The organism is Ensifer sp. KUDG1, from assembly GCF_050434285.1.
Lineage (GTDB): Bacteria > Pseudomonadota > Alphaproteobacteria > Rhizobiales > Rhizobiaceae > Ensifer.
In genome coordinates this window covers 644,280-658,327 of the sequence record NZ_JBNDIG010000002.1, presented here as the reverse complement: position 1 = coordinate 658,327, position 14,048 = coordinate 644,280, and the positions used below count along the sequence as shown (strand labels likewise).

Here is a 14,048-nt window from a genome sequence, read left to right as displayed (position 1 = left end):
GTGGGCGTTCGCGTCGCTCGATTATGGGGGCGCCCACCCTCTCCTTGCCTTCGGGCTTGATCCGTCATCCGCCGCTCGACCCGAGGATGACGAGCCTCGCGGCCGACCGGGAATACAGAAACGTCAAGCGAAGACCTGCCCAGGCAACAACCGGAGGCATGCCGCGGCTTGAAGCCAGTTTCACAGTCGGATCTGGCGAGCGATATCGCTCGCCTTTTTTTACCGATAGCAATCGTAACGATATAACATGCAGGAACCATTTGATGGAAAAGCTCCCCGTCACCGTTCTCTCCGGCTTCCTTGGCGCCGGCAAGACGACGCTGCTCAACCACGTGCTTTCCAACCGCGACGGCCTGCGCGTCGCCGTCATCGTCAACGACATGAGCGAGGTCAATATCGACGCAGCTCTGGTGCGTGACGGCGGCGCCGGTCTGTCGCGCACGGAGGAGCAATTGGTGGAAATGACCAATGGCTGCATCTGTTGCACGCTGCGCGACGATCTCCTGAAGGAGGTCCGCAATCTCGCGGAACAGAACCGCTTCGACTATCTGCTGATCGAATCGAGCGGCATTTCCGAGCCCCTGCCGGTGGCCACCACCTTCGATTTTCGCGACGAGGACGGCGAAAGCCTGGCCGATGTCGCCCGCCTCGACACGATGGTGACCGTCGTCGACGCGGCAAATCTTCTCGCCGACTATTCTTCGCTCGATTTCCTCGCCGATCGCGGCGAAACGGCGGGCGAAGGCGATACACGCACCCTCGTCGACCTCCTGGTCGAGCAGATCGAGTTCGCCGATGTGGTCGTCTTGAACAAGGTCGGCACTGCCACGCCCGAGCAGGTGGATGCCGCCCGCAAGATCATCGTCGGGCTCAACCCCGATGCGCAGCTGATCGAAACCGATTTCGGCAAGGTGAACCTGCGCGAGGTCCTTGGAACCGGTCGCTTCGACCTCGCCAAGGCCGAAGAACATCCGCTCTGGTACAAGGAACTGCACGGTTTCAAGGATCATATCCCGGAGACCGAGGAATACGGCATCCGCTCCTTCGTCTATCGCGCCCGCCGTCCGCTCGATCCCATGCGCTTCCAGGCCTTTCTCAACCGCTCCTGGCCGGGCGTGCTTCGCGCCAAGGGCTTCTTCTGGCTGGCGACCCGACCGCATTATGTCGGCGAGATCAGCCAGGCCGGTCCGCTCGTTCGCACCGGCAAGATGGGGCTCTGGTGGTCGGCCGTGCCGCAGGAGCAATGGCCGCGCGAACCCAGCTTCCTGAAGGCGGTCGCTCCCTACCTGGACCCAGTCTGGGGTGATCGTCGCCAGGAGATCGTCTTCATCGGCGCCGACCCGATGGACGAGGCGGAACTTCGCGCCGAACTCGATGCCTGCCTGATCGCCGAAGAGCGCTTTCGTCCGGAACGCTGGCGCGATCTTGCCGACCCCTTCGCCAGCTGGTCGCCACGGGCCGCCTGATGGCCGATGCCGCACGCGCACCGCGCCGACCGCGCTACATCTGCATGGCGCTCAACGCCGCCGGGCGGCCGGTGCCGATGTTCGATCCGTTTCTGGGCGATGAGCCGGCGGACGAGGACGCGCCGGAAGCGGCAGGCGCCATCGAACTGCTGCTGTTTGGCGACCGGCAAAACCCACGCACCGGTCACCGAAAAGGCGAAGGGGCGGCGTGAAAACGCCGCCCCTTCGCTGAACCCGGTTGGTGTTATCAGCGTGCTGCCGCCAGGCCGACGATGACGCCGGTCGCCAGGCTGATCAACAGGAAGTCGTCGCCGGACCGCACCCACTGCTGGCCGCGCGGCGGCTGGCGAAGCTTGTAGTAACGGTAGTCACGCACTTGCGCCATGTGGCGACGCTCGGCCGGCGACAGGCGATGGCCGCGCGCCCAGCGCTCCTTCTTCTTGACGATCACCCGCTTTTCGATCGTGACGTGCTTGTCAACGTGACGATCCACGCGGCGGTCCATGTGACGATCGTAGTCGCGATCGACGGGTCGACGCGAACGATCATAGTTCTGCGCCACCTCGAAGGATCCTGCCGGCTGGGCAAGGGCTGCGACCGGCGTAATCAGAACGGAGCTGGCGACGAGCGCGATCAGGAGACGTTTCATTCGGGTGTCCTTTCGTTGTCTGCACCCGAAAATTAGTCCCCGCTTCCTGAACCGAATATGAAACTCTACATTACAAATGCGTAATGATATCCATCACTTATTCCGCATTTCTAATGTTTGAAGATCAACCTGCCGCAAGACTGACGTAACGGAATCGGTCGAAATCGGCAGCCTTGCCAGCGCCTGACGTGTCGAAGGCGAACAGGCCGGCGAAGGCCCCGGTGAAGGATCCATGCTCGCCGCGGCCGCCCTCGTCCGAGACCACGCCCGCGTCGAGAACCGGGCCGATCGGCTGCCATTCCGCTGTGCCGCTCACCCGCCAGAAGAACTGCAGGTCGTTGTCGCGGACCTCCATCGCAAGCTCGAGCGGACCATCGGGAACGGCGATGCCACCGCCGACGGGAAACTCCAGCCGCGCATGCGGAAAATCGCCGGGGCACGAGAGGATCGTCAGCGTCCGTCCCAGCGTCTCGTGCCAGGTGACGCCGAGCGCATGAAACTTGTGGCGGTTGTAGTAATGCGTCAGGCCTGCCACCTGCTGATAGGTTTCTGCCGTGAAATCGACTGTCGTTTCGGCGCGGAAGGAATGATGTTCCTGCCGCCGCGCCACGAGCGCCTGCTCGAACCAGCTGCCGATGCTTTCGCGACCGATGAGACGCAGATGGCCCGGACGCCGGTCGAGCGAGAAGATGCGCTCCGGCTGCGGCGTGCGCAGCCACTGGAAGTCGATCGGCAGCACGCCGTCGTCGAACTCCGTCTCCACGACGATGGGAGCCACCACCTTCTCCACCGGTCCCGGTGCCGGCACGAGCACCTCTGGCACCGGCCCGCCATTCTCCAGATAGAGCCAGCCATCCTCGCGCCAGACGCATTTCTGCAGCGCCGTCTCGCGACCAAGCGTACAACGGCGTCCGGGAGGCAGCGGTCGGCCGGTCAGATGGGTGTGATAGGCCTGCCCGTCAGGCGTCTCGATGTATTGCCCGTGGCCGGCGCGCTGCAATGGCGCTTCGGGGTGGTCCTTCGACGTGATCAGGTAGATGTCCGGATGCATTTCATAGGGACCGTCGATCGTGCGTGAGCGCGCCATGGTGACGGCATGGTCGTAGCCGGTGCCACCCTCGGCCGTCGTCAGATAGTACCAGCCGTTCTTCTTGAAGAGATGCGGCCCCTCGACGAGGCCGAGCGGTGAGCCGGCAAAGATGTTCTTGACCGGGCCGACGAGCTTCCTCGTCCGCTCGTCCCATTCCTGCAGCAGGATGCCGTCGAAGGCCGGATGTTTCGGCGAGCCGCCAAAGCTCTCGGTGCGGTGGTTCCACTGCATGTTGAGGAACCACTTGCGGCCGTCGTCATCGTGAAACAACGACGGATCGAAGCCGGAGGAGTTGACATAGACCGGATCCGACCAGGTCGCCTCGATCGTCTCCGCCGTGACGATGTAGTTGTGCGCGTCCTTGAAGTTGCCGTCGAAGCGCTTGACGTCGGTATAGACCAGCCAGAACAGGCCGTCGTTATAGGAAAGGCACGGCGCCCAGACCCCGCAGCTGTCAGGATTGCCGCGCATGTCGAGCTGGCTTGCCCGCTCCAGCGGCCGGCGGACGAGCGTCCAGTTCACGAGGTCGCGCGAATGGTGGATCTGCACGCCCGGATACCATTCGAATGTGGAGGTGGCGATGTAGTAATCGTCGCCGACGCGGCAAATCGAAGGGTCCGGGTTGAACCCTTTAAGGATCGGGTTTCGGATCATGGCGGTCATGTCTAGGCGTCCTCCGTTGGCGGCGCCATCCGACCCCAAAAATCATACAAATACGAGCCTGCAACGTTACAGTAAAGCACTCTCCCCGCTGTTTGCGACCAGCTATCCACATCGATTCGGACTGCGATCTGCCCCTAGAGATGGCTGACGATCGTCATGTACCGGCACCGGCCGGTTGGATTGCACAAACAATGAGCAGAGCGCCGAAACGGCCTATTCTACTTTAGTCGGAAGCGGCCCAACTACACGGGAAAATCGCGGCCCGGACTTGAACGCGCGCTTGAAATCGGCACTCTTGCTGTGCTTGGCACAAGAACCATAAGAGCCATCGCGGGGAGGAAATCGATGAGAGCTTTGCTCGGCTTTAGCCGATTGATAGACACGATCACGGAATTTATCGGAAAGAGCGTTTCATGGCTGATCCTGGCCGCTGTTCTCGTCAGCGCCGGCAATGCCATCATCCGCAAGATCTTCAACATGTCGTCGAATGCCTGGCTCGAGGCGCAATGGTATCTGTTCGGCGCCGCCTTCATGTTTGCGGCCGCCTATACGCTGAGCCAGAACGAGCACATCCGCATCGACGTGGTCTATGGCCAGTTCTCGCGCCGCGTTCAGCACTGGATCGACCTTCTTGGGCACCTCCTCTTCCTGATGCCCTTCGTGCTGCTCGTGCTCTACTACCTCTTCCCGTATGTGAAGATGTCCTATGTCTCGGGCGAAGTCTCCTCGTCGGCCGGCGGCCTGATCATCTGGCCAGCCAAGGCCATCCTGCTCTTCGGCTTCCTGCTACTCGCCTTCCAGGGCGTGTCGGAGATCATCAAGAAAATCGCGATCATGACCGGAAACATGGACGACCCGACACCCTATGTGCCGACCCATGCGCCGCTTGACGATGTCGTGTCTCCGGAGACCCGTCCATGATCGAATTCATTGCTGAAAACCTGGCGCCGATCATGTTCGTGTCGCTGATCGTGTTCCTGCTTTTGGGATACCCGGTCGCCTTCTCGCTCGCCGCCAACGGCTTGCTGTTCTTCATCATTGGCGTCGAACTCGCGCCCCTGTCGGACTCGATCAACCTCTCCTGGCCCTTGCTCAATGCATTGCCCGACCGGTTCTGGGGGGTGATGTCGAACGACACATTGCTTGCCATCCCCTTCTTTACCTTCATGGGGATCGTGCTCGAGAAATCGGGCATGGCCGAAGACCTGCTCGACACGATCGGCCAGCTCTTCGGTCCCATCCGCGGCGGTCTTGCCTATGCGGTCATCTTCGTCGGTGCGCTGCTTGCAGCGACCACAGGCGTCGTTGCCGCCTCGGTCATCGCCATGGGCCTGATCTCGCTGCCGATCATGCTGCGTTATGGCTATGACCGGAAGGTCGCCTCGGGCGTGATTGCCGCCTCCGGCACGCTCGCCCAGATCATCCCGCCGTCGCTGGTGCTCATCGTTCTTGCCGACCAGCTCGGCCGTTCGGTCGGCGACATGTATGCCGGCGCGCTGATCCCGGGCCTGGTGCTGACCGGGCTGTACATGCTCTACATCCTGATCATGACCTTCATCCGGCGTGACTCGATGCCGGCATTGCCGCTCGCAGCCCGCACGCTCGGCTCGGGCGTCACCTCGCTGATCATCGCCCTCATCGTCGCCGGCGCCTTTGCCTATGCGGCGCACGTCTACCTCTACCCGACCCACGGCGAGAACGCCGACATCCTCGGCGCAACCGTGGGCGTCGCTTTCATCTACGTCGTCGCCCTGCTGGATCGTGGTCTCAAGATCAATGCGATGTCGCGCCTTGCCCAGCAGGTCATCATCGTGCTGATCCCGCCGCTGGCGCTGATCTTCCTCGTGCTCGGCACCATCTTCCTCGGCATCGCCACGCCGACCGAAGGCGGCGCCATGGGTGCCGTCGGCGCACTGATCATGGCGGCGGCCAAGGGCCGGCTCAACATGGACGTGGTGCGCGGCGCACTGACGGCCACCACCCGTCTCTCCGCCTTCGTGCTGTTCATCCTCATCGGTGCGCGCGTCTTCTCGCTCACCTTCTACGGCGTGAACGGCCACATCTGGGTCGAACACCTGCTGACGGCGATGCCGGGCGGCGAAACCGGCTTCCTGATCGCCGTCAACCTGCTCGTCTTCTTCCTGGCGTTCTTCCTCGACTTCTTCGAGCTCGCCTTCATCATCGTGCCGCTGCTCGCACCGGCTGCCGACAAGCTCGGCATCGACCTCATCTGGTTCGGCGTGCTGCTCGGCATCAACATGCAGACGAGCTTCATGCACCCGCCCTTCGGCTTCGCGCTCTTCTATCTGCGCTCGGTCGCGGCCAAGGTGCCCTACCTCGACAAGATCACCGGCAAGAACATCCAGCCGGTCACGACCGGCCAGATCTACTGGGGTGCCGTGCCCTTCGTCGGGATCCAGATCCTGATGGTGGCGCTGACGATCATGTTCCCGCAGATGGTCATGCACTACAAGGGGACGGGCACCGCGGTCGATCCGAACACGATCAAGATCGAGGTGCCCGGCTTTGCCCCCGGCGGCGGCCTCACCTTGCCGGACAATGGCGGCGGCCTCGGCCTTCCCGGCGGCCTGCAGCTTCCAGGTGGCAGCCCGCTCGACCAGAAGCCGGCCGACCAGGGTGGCGCCCAGCCGCAGACCGCTCCGTCGAACGACCTCAGCCAGCCTCCGTCGTTTGGCAGCCCGGGTGCCCAGCCGCAGACAGCACCTTCAAACGACCTCAGCCAGCCACCGTCGTTCAAGTAAGGCGGTCGGCAGACGGAAAACATGAAGGGCGGCCCATCGGCCGCCCTTTTTCCGTCGAACACCATAACTCGTCGTCACCGAAAAGACACGGGCACAAGCCAAGATCTCCCTCATTCCAGTGCTCGTCACAGGAATCCAGACAGCCCAAGTCGTTGGGCTGAAAGGGTCTTTTGACCCGACGGACGTCGGGTCGCTGGATCCCCGCCACAAGGGCGAGGATGACGGAGAGTGGGGCGACCTCGAGGTCACAAGCCACTCAGAGGCTTCATAGCACTCGGCAGGAATGGCCTAACCGCCGGAGAATCGGTCGTCACCAAGCCGACCAACGACCCCGCCCGCCTCACTCGATCCGCTTGGCCGGATTGTCCCGATACCAGTCGACAATCATGGGCATCACCTCCTCGAAAGGGCCGCCGACATAGACGTTGAGCAGCCCCATGCGGGCCCGGCTCTCATTCTTGAAGTCATGCATCGTCCCGCGCGGGATGACGAACAGCGAACCCTTCGGCTTGCGGTGCCATGTGTCGCCGACGAGCACGCTCGCCGTGCCTTCGATCACATAGAAGATCTCGTCATTGTCGTCATGGCTGTGGGCGCCCGGCCCTTCATGCCGCGCCTCCAGCCACCATTCCGAGATCGAGAAACGCCCCGCGGTCTCGGCGCCATCGGCTTTGAACACCGCCTGGATCGCGCCCATGTCGTAGCGCCGCCCCTCGTCGGGACCGAGCACGACGGATTGGCCTTCGCTTGGCATGGCTCTTCCTCCGTCCTGTTGAGGCAGCAACCATATCACGAAATGCGGAAGCGACGGCGCGCGACACGCTGTGCGATCCGCAACGAAAAGGCCGCCCGCGAGGATATCGCGAGCGGCCCGTTTCCGTGAGCAAGGGAGAAAGCTTAGAGCTTGCCGCCGCGCTGCTGGATCATCATGAAGGTGTCATAGTTGTATTCGGCGATCTGAGCGTTGAGGTAGTACTCGCCGCGGAAAGCCTTGATCGAGTCCCAGATCTTCTTGAAGGTCGGGTTCGAGGCTTCCATCTCCGCATAGACTTCGTTGGCCTTGTCGAAGCAGGCCGACAGGATTTCGGCGCTGAACGGGCTGAGCTTGGCACCGGAAGCAACCAGCCGCTTGATCGCCGCCGGGTTCAAGTAGTCGTACTTCTGCAGCATGTTCGCATCGGTCGCCTGGCAGGCGGTCCGCAGCAGCGACTGGTAGTTCTTCGGAAGCGCTTCGAAGGCCGCCTTGTTGAACATGGCGTGGACCGTCGGGCCACCTTCCCACCAGCCGGGATAGTAGTAGTAGGGCGCGACCTTGTAGAAGCCGAGCTTCTCGTCGTCATAGGGGCCGACCCATTCGGCGGCGTCGATGGTGCCCTTTTCGAGCGCCGGATAGATGTCGCCGCCGGCGATCTGCTGCGGCACGACGCCGAGCTTCTCGACGACCTTGCCGGCGAAACCGCCGATGCGCATCTTCAGGCCCTGCATGTCGGCGACCGTCTTGATTTCCTTGCGGAACCAGCCGCCCATCTGCACGCCGGTGTTGCCGCCGGGGTAGCCGACGAGACCCTGCGTGCCGAGGAATTCGTTGAAGAGGTCGATGCCGCCGCCATGGTAGTGCCAGGCGTTCATGCCGCGCGCGTTGAGCGCGAAAGGAACGGCCGCACCGAGCGCCCAGGTCGGGTCCTTGCCCCAGTAATAGTATGCGACCGTGTGGCAGGCTTCGACCGTACCGGCGGCAGCCGCGTCAGCAGCCTGCAGGCCCGGCACGATTTCGCCGGCGGCAAAGACCTGGATCTGGAACGCGCCGTCGGTCGCTTCGGAGACGTATTTCGACAGCACTTCGCCGCCGCCATAGATCGTGTCGAGCGACTTCGGGAACGACGATGCCAGGCGCCAGTTCACCTTCGGGTTTGCCTGCGCAAGCGCCGGCGTCGCCAGTGCTGCGGCACCGGCTGCGGCCAAGCCGCCAAGGCTTGCGTTTTTCATGAATGAACGGCGATCCATGGTTCCTCCCCTAGTTCTCGCCAAAAGGGCGGGCACGACGCGCCTCCACCCATCAATCCACCCTGCCCCTTCCCGGACGATGGGTGGCTCTCCTCCTCGTTACCCGCCGAAGACGACGCAAACAGGCATCGCAACCGCCAGGCATTGTCGCACCTTACAGAAACACCTGATCATGTCCAGAAGCCGCTTTCCGGCACCTATTCGACTTTTGTCTAATGCGCCGGAAAGCAATGAGATTTGCCCAAAATGCAGGCAAATCAATATTTTCGGTCAAAATCAGAGCTCGGCCGACTTGGCCCAGAGGTTGATGTCGGCCTCGCGCGCGTAGAGATCGATCTCGGCCAGTTCGTCGGCCGTGAACGTGTCGTTTTCGAGCGCCTTGACGCAATCGACGATCTGCTCCGAGCGGCTCGCGCCGATCAGCGCCGAGGTGATGCGGCCGTTCCGCAACACCCAGGCGAGCGCCATCTGCGCCAGCGTCTGGCCGCGCTTTTCGGCAATGCCGTTCAGCTTGCGGATGTTGTCGATGATTTCCGGGCGGATGAAATCCTTCTTGAGGAAGTGGTTCTGCGCAGCCCGGCTGTCGGACGGGATGCCGCCGAGATACTTGGTCGTCAGCATGCCCTGAGCCAGCGGCGAAAACACGATCGAGCCGATGCCGAGGTCTTCGAGCGTGTGGATCAGCCCGTCATCCTCGATCCAGCGGTTGAGCATGGAATAGCTCGGCTGGTGGATAAGGCACGGCGTGCCAAGATCCTTCAGGATCGCGGCGGCTTCGCGAGTGCGCTGCGAATTGTAGGAGGAGATGCCGACATAGAGCGCGCGGCCCGAGCGCACGATATGGTCGAGCGCGCCGCAGGTCTCTTCGAGCGGCGTCTCCGGATCGAAGCGGTGCGAATAGAAGATATCGACATAGTCGAGGCCCATGCGCTTCAGGCTCTGGTCGCACGACGCGATCATGTATTTGCGGCTGCCCCATTCGCCGTAAGGGCCGGCCCACATGTCGTAGCCGGCCTTGGACGAGATGATCAGCTCGTCGCGCAGGTGGGCGAAATCCGTGCGCATGATCTCGCCGAAGGCGGTTTCGGCCGAGCCCGGAGGCGGGCCGTAGTTGTTGGCGAGGTCGAAATGAGTGATGCCGAGATCGAACGCGGTGCGGCACATGTCGACCTTGCGGTCATGCGGCGTGTCGCCACCGAAATTGTGCCAGAGCCCGAGCGAGATCGCCGGCAGCTTCAGGCCGGAACGGCCGACGCGGTTATACTTCATGGTGTCGTAGCGGTTTTCCGCCGGTAGCCAGGTCATCGCAATTCCTCCGCGATCGGGTGCGGATGGCGTGGGAACAGCCATCCGGCGAACTCAAGGGGCTCCGCAGTGCTCGCGGATACCCGACAGGAAAAGCTCTAGCGCATATGCGGAAGACCCGGAATCGATATCGAGGTGATTTGCACACTTTCGCGTTGCGGCTCAGGCTGCCTAAACCGCCTGGAGATTTTTCGATTTCGCCAGGAGCAAGCGATCGTCGTGCGCTTCATAGGGTGTAGCTGGCATTCGCCCCGTCACAGGAACTGGCGTCGACAGGAGTTTCACCGGCAACGGGAAAGGCACATTCCGACCAGCCGCTTCGATGCGCTCTTTTTCTGAAAGCATCATGTCAAGCAGTCCGGCATTGCTCTCGGTAGTACAAAGCCCATCCGGCGCCAGTTCGTGACGTGCGAAACTGGAATCCTCCGATCGCACGCTGATCATGGCGAGAAGCTTCACCTCCGTAATTTCCGCTGGCTCCACTTCACCAGGCTTGAGCCATCGGGTACCGCGCGAAGCTTTATCCATTGCGACATCCGGCGCCATCAGATGAAGGATGAGTATCGCCGTTGCAGCATCGCATTCGGGCTGGGTCACAACCCATAACAGCACGTCGTAGAGCTCCGGATAGTCCCAATTGAGACCAGGCAACAGGTGCCACAGATCAGGATCTCGCGGCGCTTCAGTCCTCAACCACTGCAAAATGTCTGGAATCTCCCAGAAATAATATTCTGCCGCCCAACGGGCATCCGAGGCCCGTTTAGCCTCCGCGTCGAGCTTGGCTTTGCGCCGAACCCGCCTGTAAACGGCCACGTGATCGATCATCTGCCGAACATACGATCTGCGTGGCGGCGGCCCACCGTAAATGTCGCGCAATTGTTGGAACGTCTTTTGCTCCTGCTTGGAAAGCCGGGCGAGCGTCCGCTTGAATTCACGATCGTTCATGCACGTTGTTGCGTGCAACAATTCGAAAAGACGCCGCTCGCGCTTGCTGAGGTCGGCAAATGCCGGCGGCGGCTCACCGTTCTTGGTCTCGGAGAGCGCCTGCAGCGCACCGAGCATGGCGTGCCGCGGCTGACTTGAGGAAGGCGCTGCGCGCGAACCGGACAGAAAGCTTGCACGAGCCGCGCCGTAGATTTCCGGCAATTTGCCGAGTGCCCTGCTCAGCCTTCGCCGGTCCAAATGCCGGTAGAGAAGAAACAGGCAACTCAGGACGACAACGGCGATCCAAAACAGTGTCTCGACACGCATTCCAACACCCCCAGATTGTATCTTGGGTGTATACGCACTCTGCATTGCCGAGGTGTTAAGCGCTGTTGGAAATGTGTCCTCACCGTCCATCTCACCGGGGCGCTCCACTCTTGGAAACGCCCCGGTGCAAGGTCGTAGACTTACGAGGCGGCGGCACGCCTTTCGCTCGATGCGTCCTCTTCCACGGCGCGCAAGAGCGCCCTCGCCTCCTCGATGCCGAGGGCTGCCGGCTGGGTGCAGGTGGTGGAAAGCTCGATGAACCGCCCTTCCTCGCCGGATTTCAGGATCGATACCATGACATCGACGCCGTGCAGCGCGCGGTCGAGCGAGCAGCGGGCGTCCCGACCTTCAAGGATGGCGAGCGCCATGTCGGCAAGGCCGGCGGTGCGGTAGTTCGCCATCGGGCCCTGCGGGTGCTCCTGGTTGGCGATGCCGAAGGGATGGTCCCAGGGCTCGAGCGGCTGGACGTTCTTGTCCTGTCCGCTGATTTCCACCGTGCCGCCGAAGAAGTTCGGATCGGGCACATAGAGCGAGCCTTCGGTGCCGTAGAGCTCCATATTGGCGTGGCGATGCGACCAGACATCCCAGCTGGCCGACAGCGTGATCGTCGCGCCGTTCTCGAACTCGAGCAAGGCGTGGATGTTGGTGGGGGTCTTGACCGGGATCACCTCGCCCTTGCGCGGCTCGCTGGTGATGGTGCGGGTCGGATTGGCCATCGTCGTCAAAGCCGCCACGCGCTTCACCGGTCCGATCAGGTTGATCAGGTTGGCGATGTAATAGGGGCCGAGATCGAGGATCGGACCGCCGCCGGGCAGGAAGAAGAAGTCCGGGTTCGGATGCCACATCTCCATGCCCGGGCTCATGACGTGGCAGGTGCCCGAGGTCACCCGGCCGATCTTGCCGGCATCGACGGCGCTGCGCGCAAGCTGATGCGCCCCGCCGAGGAAGGTATCGGGCGCGCAGCCCACGGAAAGGCTCTTCGCCTTGGCGATCGAACGCAGTTCCTCGCCCTGCTCCAGCGAGAGCACCAGCGGCTTTTCCGAATAGACGTGCTTGCCCGCTTCGAGGATCGCCTTCGACACCGGATAGTGCGCATCCGGGATCGTCAGGTTGACGACGATGTCGACGTCAGGATTGGCAAGCAGCGCCTCGATGCTCTGGGCCTCGACGCCGTATTCGGCCGCCCGCGCCTCGGCCGCGGCCGGATTGATGTCGGCGCAGGCGACGACCTTGATGCCCTTGAAGAGCGGAGCAAGCTTGAAGTAGGTGGTGGAGATGTTGCCGCATCCGATGATGCCGACGCCAAGTTCCTTGGTCATGGATGAACCTGCTTCTCAATAGGATTGGATGGAGGCGAGCGAGCGCTTGGCGAAGCGCTGGAAATCGCTCGGGTTGTCGTGCTCGGCGATGAAGTAGCGGGCCTTGGTGCCGGAAAGTGCCTGGAACAGCCCCTTCCAGTCGACGGTGCCCTCACCGACATCGGCCCAGCCGTCCTCGTCCTTCTTCTCCCCCGAAGGCGCGATGTCCTTCACGTGCACGGCGGTGATGCGGTTGCCGTACTTCTTGATCCAGGCGATCGGGTCGGCACCGCCGCGGATGATCCAGGCGATGTCGGCTTCCCAGGAGAGATCCGGTCCGCCCGCAAAGATCAGATCCTGCGGGATGCTGCCATCAGGCAGGGCAAAGAATTCGAAGTCGTGGTTGTGCCAGCCGAAGATCAGCCCGGCGTCGCGATAGGGCTTGCCGGCCTTTTGCAGCCGCTCGCCGAAGGCACGCCAGCCGGCGGCATCGGTCGGGCGCTGGTCCGGCATCAGGTAAGGGCAATAGATCGCCTTGATGCCGAGCGCCTTGGCGATTTCGAGCACACGGGCCGGATCGCTTTCGAGCATGTCCAGACCGAAATGGGCGGTCGGCATGGCAAGGCCGTTCTCGTCGAGACCTTCCTTGAAGCTCGCGATCTCGGCATCGCTGAGTGCTGCATAGAGCGCGCCATAGCCTTCGACCTGGCTGTAGCCGGCATCGCCGAGCGCCTTCAGCACATTGGCGAAAGGCGGGAAATTGCGGGCGCTATAGAGCTGGAAACTGACGTCCTTCATGAAATCCTCCTCGATTTCGTCTTGGGTCCTTGGGGGGCTAAAGGCGGCTTGGGATTGTCGGGGCCTTGGGATCACTTGAGCCAGGTGTCGTAGTCCGACACCAGCAGATGGGTGGGGCTTGCGTCCTCTTCGATCGCCGAGAAGCGACCAACAGGCTCGCGGAAGTAGTTGTCGGTGAGATCGTCGTTGACGGTCGAGACTTCGCCCATCAGCACGTCCGCGCCTTCCGCCCAGAAGGCGTGCCAGTTACCAGGCAGCAGCGTGACGCTTTCGCCAGCCTTCAGCTTCAAGAGATCGCCGGCTTTGAACGTGCGCAGGCGCGCATCGGTGGCGACAACCACGTCGCTCTCTTCGTCAACGCTGCCGTCGGGCTTGGAGTTATACATCTGCAGCACCAGCGACCCGCCGCCGCGATTGATGATGTCCTCGGTCTTGACCGCATGCCGGTGCAACGGATTGACCTGATCCTTGGCGGTGATCATCAGCTTTTCGGCATAGACCATGCCGTGGCCGGTTTTCAGATTGGCGGCATTGCCGTTGCGCAGGGTGAAGAGCACGAGGCCCAACTGGTCGAAGCGGCCCTTGCCATAGTCGGTGATGTCCCAGCCGAGCCGGGCGTCAAAGATCGTCGGGCTGTCGGACCGGACACGCACCTTCAGCTGCTCCGGCGACCAGTAGGCAAAGGGCGGCAGGGTGAAGCCGAAGCTCTTCATGAAGGCATCGCTTTCGGCGATGATGTCGTTGACGTGGCTGCGTTTCATG

13 protein-coding genes are annotated in these 14,048 nt (G+C 62.4%); 4 read left to right on the top strand and 9 right to left on the bottom strand.

Annotation, left to right across the window (positions count from 1 at the left end):
* Positions 1–260: 260 nt before the first annotated feature.
* Both zigA and M2267_RS08755 read left to right on the top strand, forming a co-directional pair.
* A complete protein-coding gene (zigA, locus tag M2267_RS08760; RefSeq protein ID WP_429114028.1) occupies positions 261–1,466 on the top strand; it encodes a zinc metallochaperone GTPase ZigA in 1,206 nt (401 codons plus the stop codon).
* The gene (locus M2267_RS08755) at positions 1,466–1,678 is read left to right on the top strand and encodes a hypothetical protein (RefSeq protein WP_043625165.1); all 213 of its coding nucleotides are present in this window, start codon (positions 1,466–1,468) and stop codon (positions 1,676–1,678) included. Before zigA ends, M2267_RS08755 begins: the two co-directional genes overlap by 1 nt.
* Positions 1,679–1,713: 35 nt before the next feature.
* Here M2267_RS08755 and M2267_RS08750 read toward each other — a convergent pair whose 3' ends face one another.
* Positions 1,714–2,115: an RcnB family protein gene (locus M2267_RS08750; RefSeq protein ID WP_043625162.1), complete on the bottom strand. Its 402-nt coding sequence runs from the start codon at positions 2,113–2,115 to the stop codon at positions 1,714–1,716.
* Positions 2,116–2,239: 124 nt separating this feature from the next.
* Positions 2,240–3,868, bottom strand: a complete 1,629-nt coding sequence (locus M2267_RS08745) for a glycoside hydrolase family 43 protein (protein WP_429114024.1) — start codon at positions 3,866–3,868, stop codon at positions 2,240–2,242.
* Positions 3,869–4,213: 345 nt separating this feature from the next.
* Between M2267_RS08745 and M2267_RS08740 the strand changes: the two genes are divergently transcribed.
* On the top strand, positions 4,214–4,789 hold the full coding sequence (locus M2267_RS08740) for a TRAP transporter small permease subunit (protein ID WP_043625159.1): 576 nt from the start codon (positions 4,214–4,216) through the stop codon (positions 4,787–4,789).
* On the top strand, positions 4,786–6,630 hold the full coding sequence (locus M2267_RS08735) for a TRAP transporter large permease (RefSeq protein ID WP_429114021.1): 1,845 nt from the start codon (positions 4,786–4,788) through the stop codon (positions 6,628–6,630). The genes M2267_RS08740 and M2267_RS08735 overlap by 4 nt, the downstream gene beginning before the upstream one ends.
* 340 nt (positions 6,631–6,970) lie before the next feature.
* Here the strand turns inward: M2267_RS08735 and M2267_RS08730 are convergent, their stop codons facing one another.
* From M2267_RS08730 to M2267_RS08700, 7 genes are all read right to left on the bottom strand, one after another.
* The gene (locus M2267_RS08730; protein WP_429114018.1) at positions 6,971–7,384 is read right to left on the bottom strand and encodes a cupin domain-containing protein; all 414 of its coding nucleotides are present in this window, start codon (positions 7,382–7,384) and stop codon (positions 6,971–6,973) included.
* A gap of 143 nt (positions 7,385–7,527) precedes the next feature.
* Entirely contained in the window at positions 7,528–8,634 is a 1,107-nt protein-coding gene (locus M2267_RS08725) for a TRAP transporter substrate-binding protein (RefSeq protein WP_192446345.1), read from the bottom strand.
* Between the two features lie 276 nt (positions 8,635–8,910).
* Complete coding sequence (gene mgrA / locus M2267_RS08720; protein WP_043625145.1) at positions 8,911–9,939, bottom strand: L-glyceraldehyde 3-phosphate reductase; 1,029 nt, start codon at positions 9,937–9,939, stop codon at positions 8,911–8,913.
* A gap of 171 nt (positions 9,940–10,110) precedes the next feature.
* On the bottom strand, positions 10,111–11,190 hold the full coding sequence (locus tag M2267_RS08715; protein WP_197067210.1) for a DUF4274 domain-containing protein: 1,080 nt from the start codon (positions 11,188–11,190) through the stop codon (positions 10,111–10,113).
* Between the two features lie 140 nt (positions 11,191–11,330).
* The gene (locus M2267_RS08710) at positions 11,331–12,509 is read right to left on the bottom strand and encodes a Gfo/Idh/MocA family protein (protein ID WP_429114014.1); all 1,179 of its coding nucleotides are present in this window, start codon (positions 12,507–12,509) and stop codon (positions 11,331–11,333) included.
* A gap of 15 nt (positions 12,510–12,524) precedes the next feature.
* Positions 12,525–13,286, bottom strand: a complete 762-nt coding sequence (locus M2267_RS08705) for a sugar phosphate isomerase/epimerase family protein (protein ID WP_429114013.1) — start codon at positions 13,284–13,286, stop codon at positions 12,525–12,527.
* A 71-nt stretch (positions 13,287–13,357) separates the two neighbouring features.
* Complete coding sequence (locus M2267_RS08700; RefSeq protein WP_429114010.1) at positions 13,358–14,047, bottom strand: D-lyxose/D-mannose family sugar isomerase; 690 nt, start codon at positions 14,045–14,047, stop codon at positions 13,358–13,360.
* Position 14,048: the final 1 nt, after the last annotated feature.

Bases quoted from the DNA above. Each gene is read 5' to 3' on its own strand.
- M2267_RS08700 (WP_429114010.1), bottom strand. From the start codon at position 14,047: ATGAAACGCAGCCACGTCAACGACATCATCGCCGAAAGCGATGCCTTC.
- M2267_RS08745 (WP_429114024.1), bottom strand. From the start codon at position 3,868: ATGACCGCCATGATCCGAAACCCGATCCTTAAAGGGTTCAACCCGGAC.
- mgrA (WP_043625145.1), bottom strand. From the start codon at position 9,939: ATGACCTGGCTACCGGCGGAAAACCGCTACGACACCATGAAGTATAAC.
- M2267_RS08725 (WP_192446345.1), bottom strand. From the start codon at position 8,634: ATGGATCGCCGTTCATTCATGAAAAACGCAAGCCTTGGCGGCTTGGCC.
- M2267_RS08750 (WP_043625162.1), bottom strand. From the start codon at position 2,115: ATGAAACGTCTCCTGATCGCGCTCGTCGCCAGCTCCGTTCTGATTACG.
- M2267_RS08715 (WP_197067210.1), bottom strand. From the start codon at position 11,190: ATGCGTGTCGAGACACTGTTTTGGATCGCCGTTGTCGTCCTGAGTTGC.
- M2267_RS08705 (WP_429114013.1), bottom strand. From the start codon at position 13,286: ATGAAGGACGTCAGTTTCCAGCTCTATAGCGCCCGCAATTTCCCGCCT.
- M2267_RS08730 (WP_429114018.1), bottom strand. From the start codon at position 7,384: ATGCCAAGCGAAGGCCAATCCGTCGTGCTCGGTCCCGACGAGGGGCGG.
- M2267_RS08755 (WP_043625165.1), top strand. From the start codon at position 1,466: ATGGCCGATGCCGCACGCGCACCGCGCCGACCGCGCTACATCTGCATG.
- M2267_RS08710 (WP_429114014.1), bottom strand. From the start codon at position 12,509: ATGACCAAGGAACTTGGCGTCGGCATCATCGGATGCGGCAACATCTCC.
- M2267_RS08735 (WP_429114021.1), top strand. From the start codon at position 4,786: ATGATCGAATTCATTGCTGAAAACCTGGCGCCGATCATGTTCGTGTCG.
- M2267_RS08740 (WP_043625159.1), top strand. From the start codon at position 4,214: ATGAGAGCTTTGCTCGGCTTTAGCCGATTGATAGACACGATCACGGAA.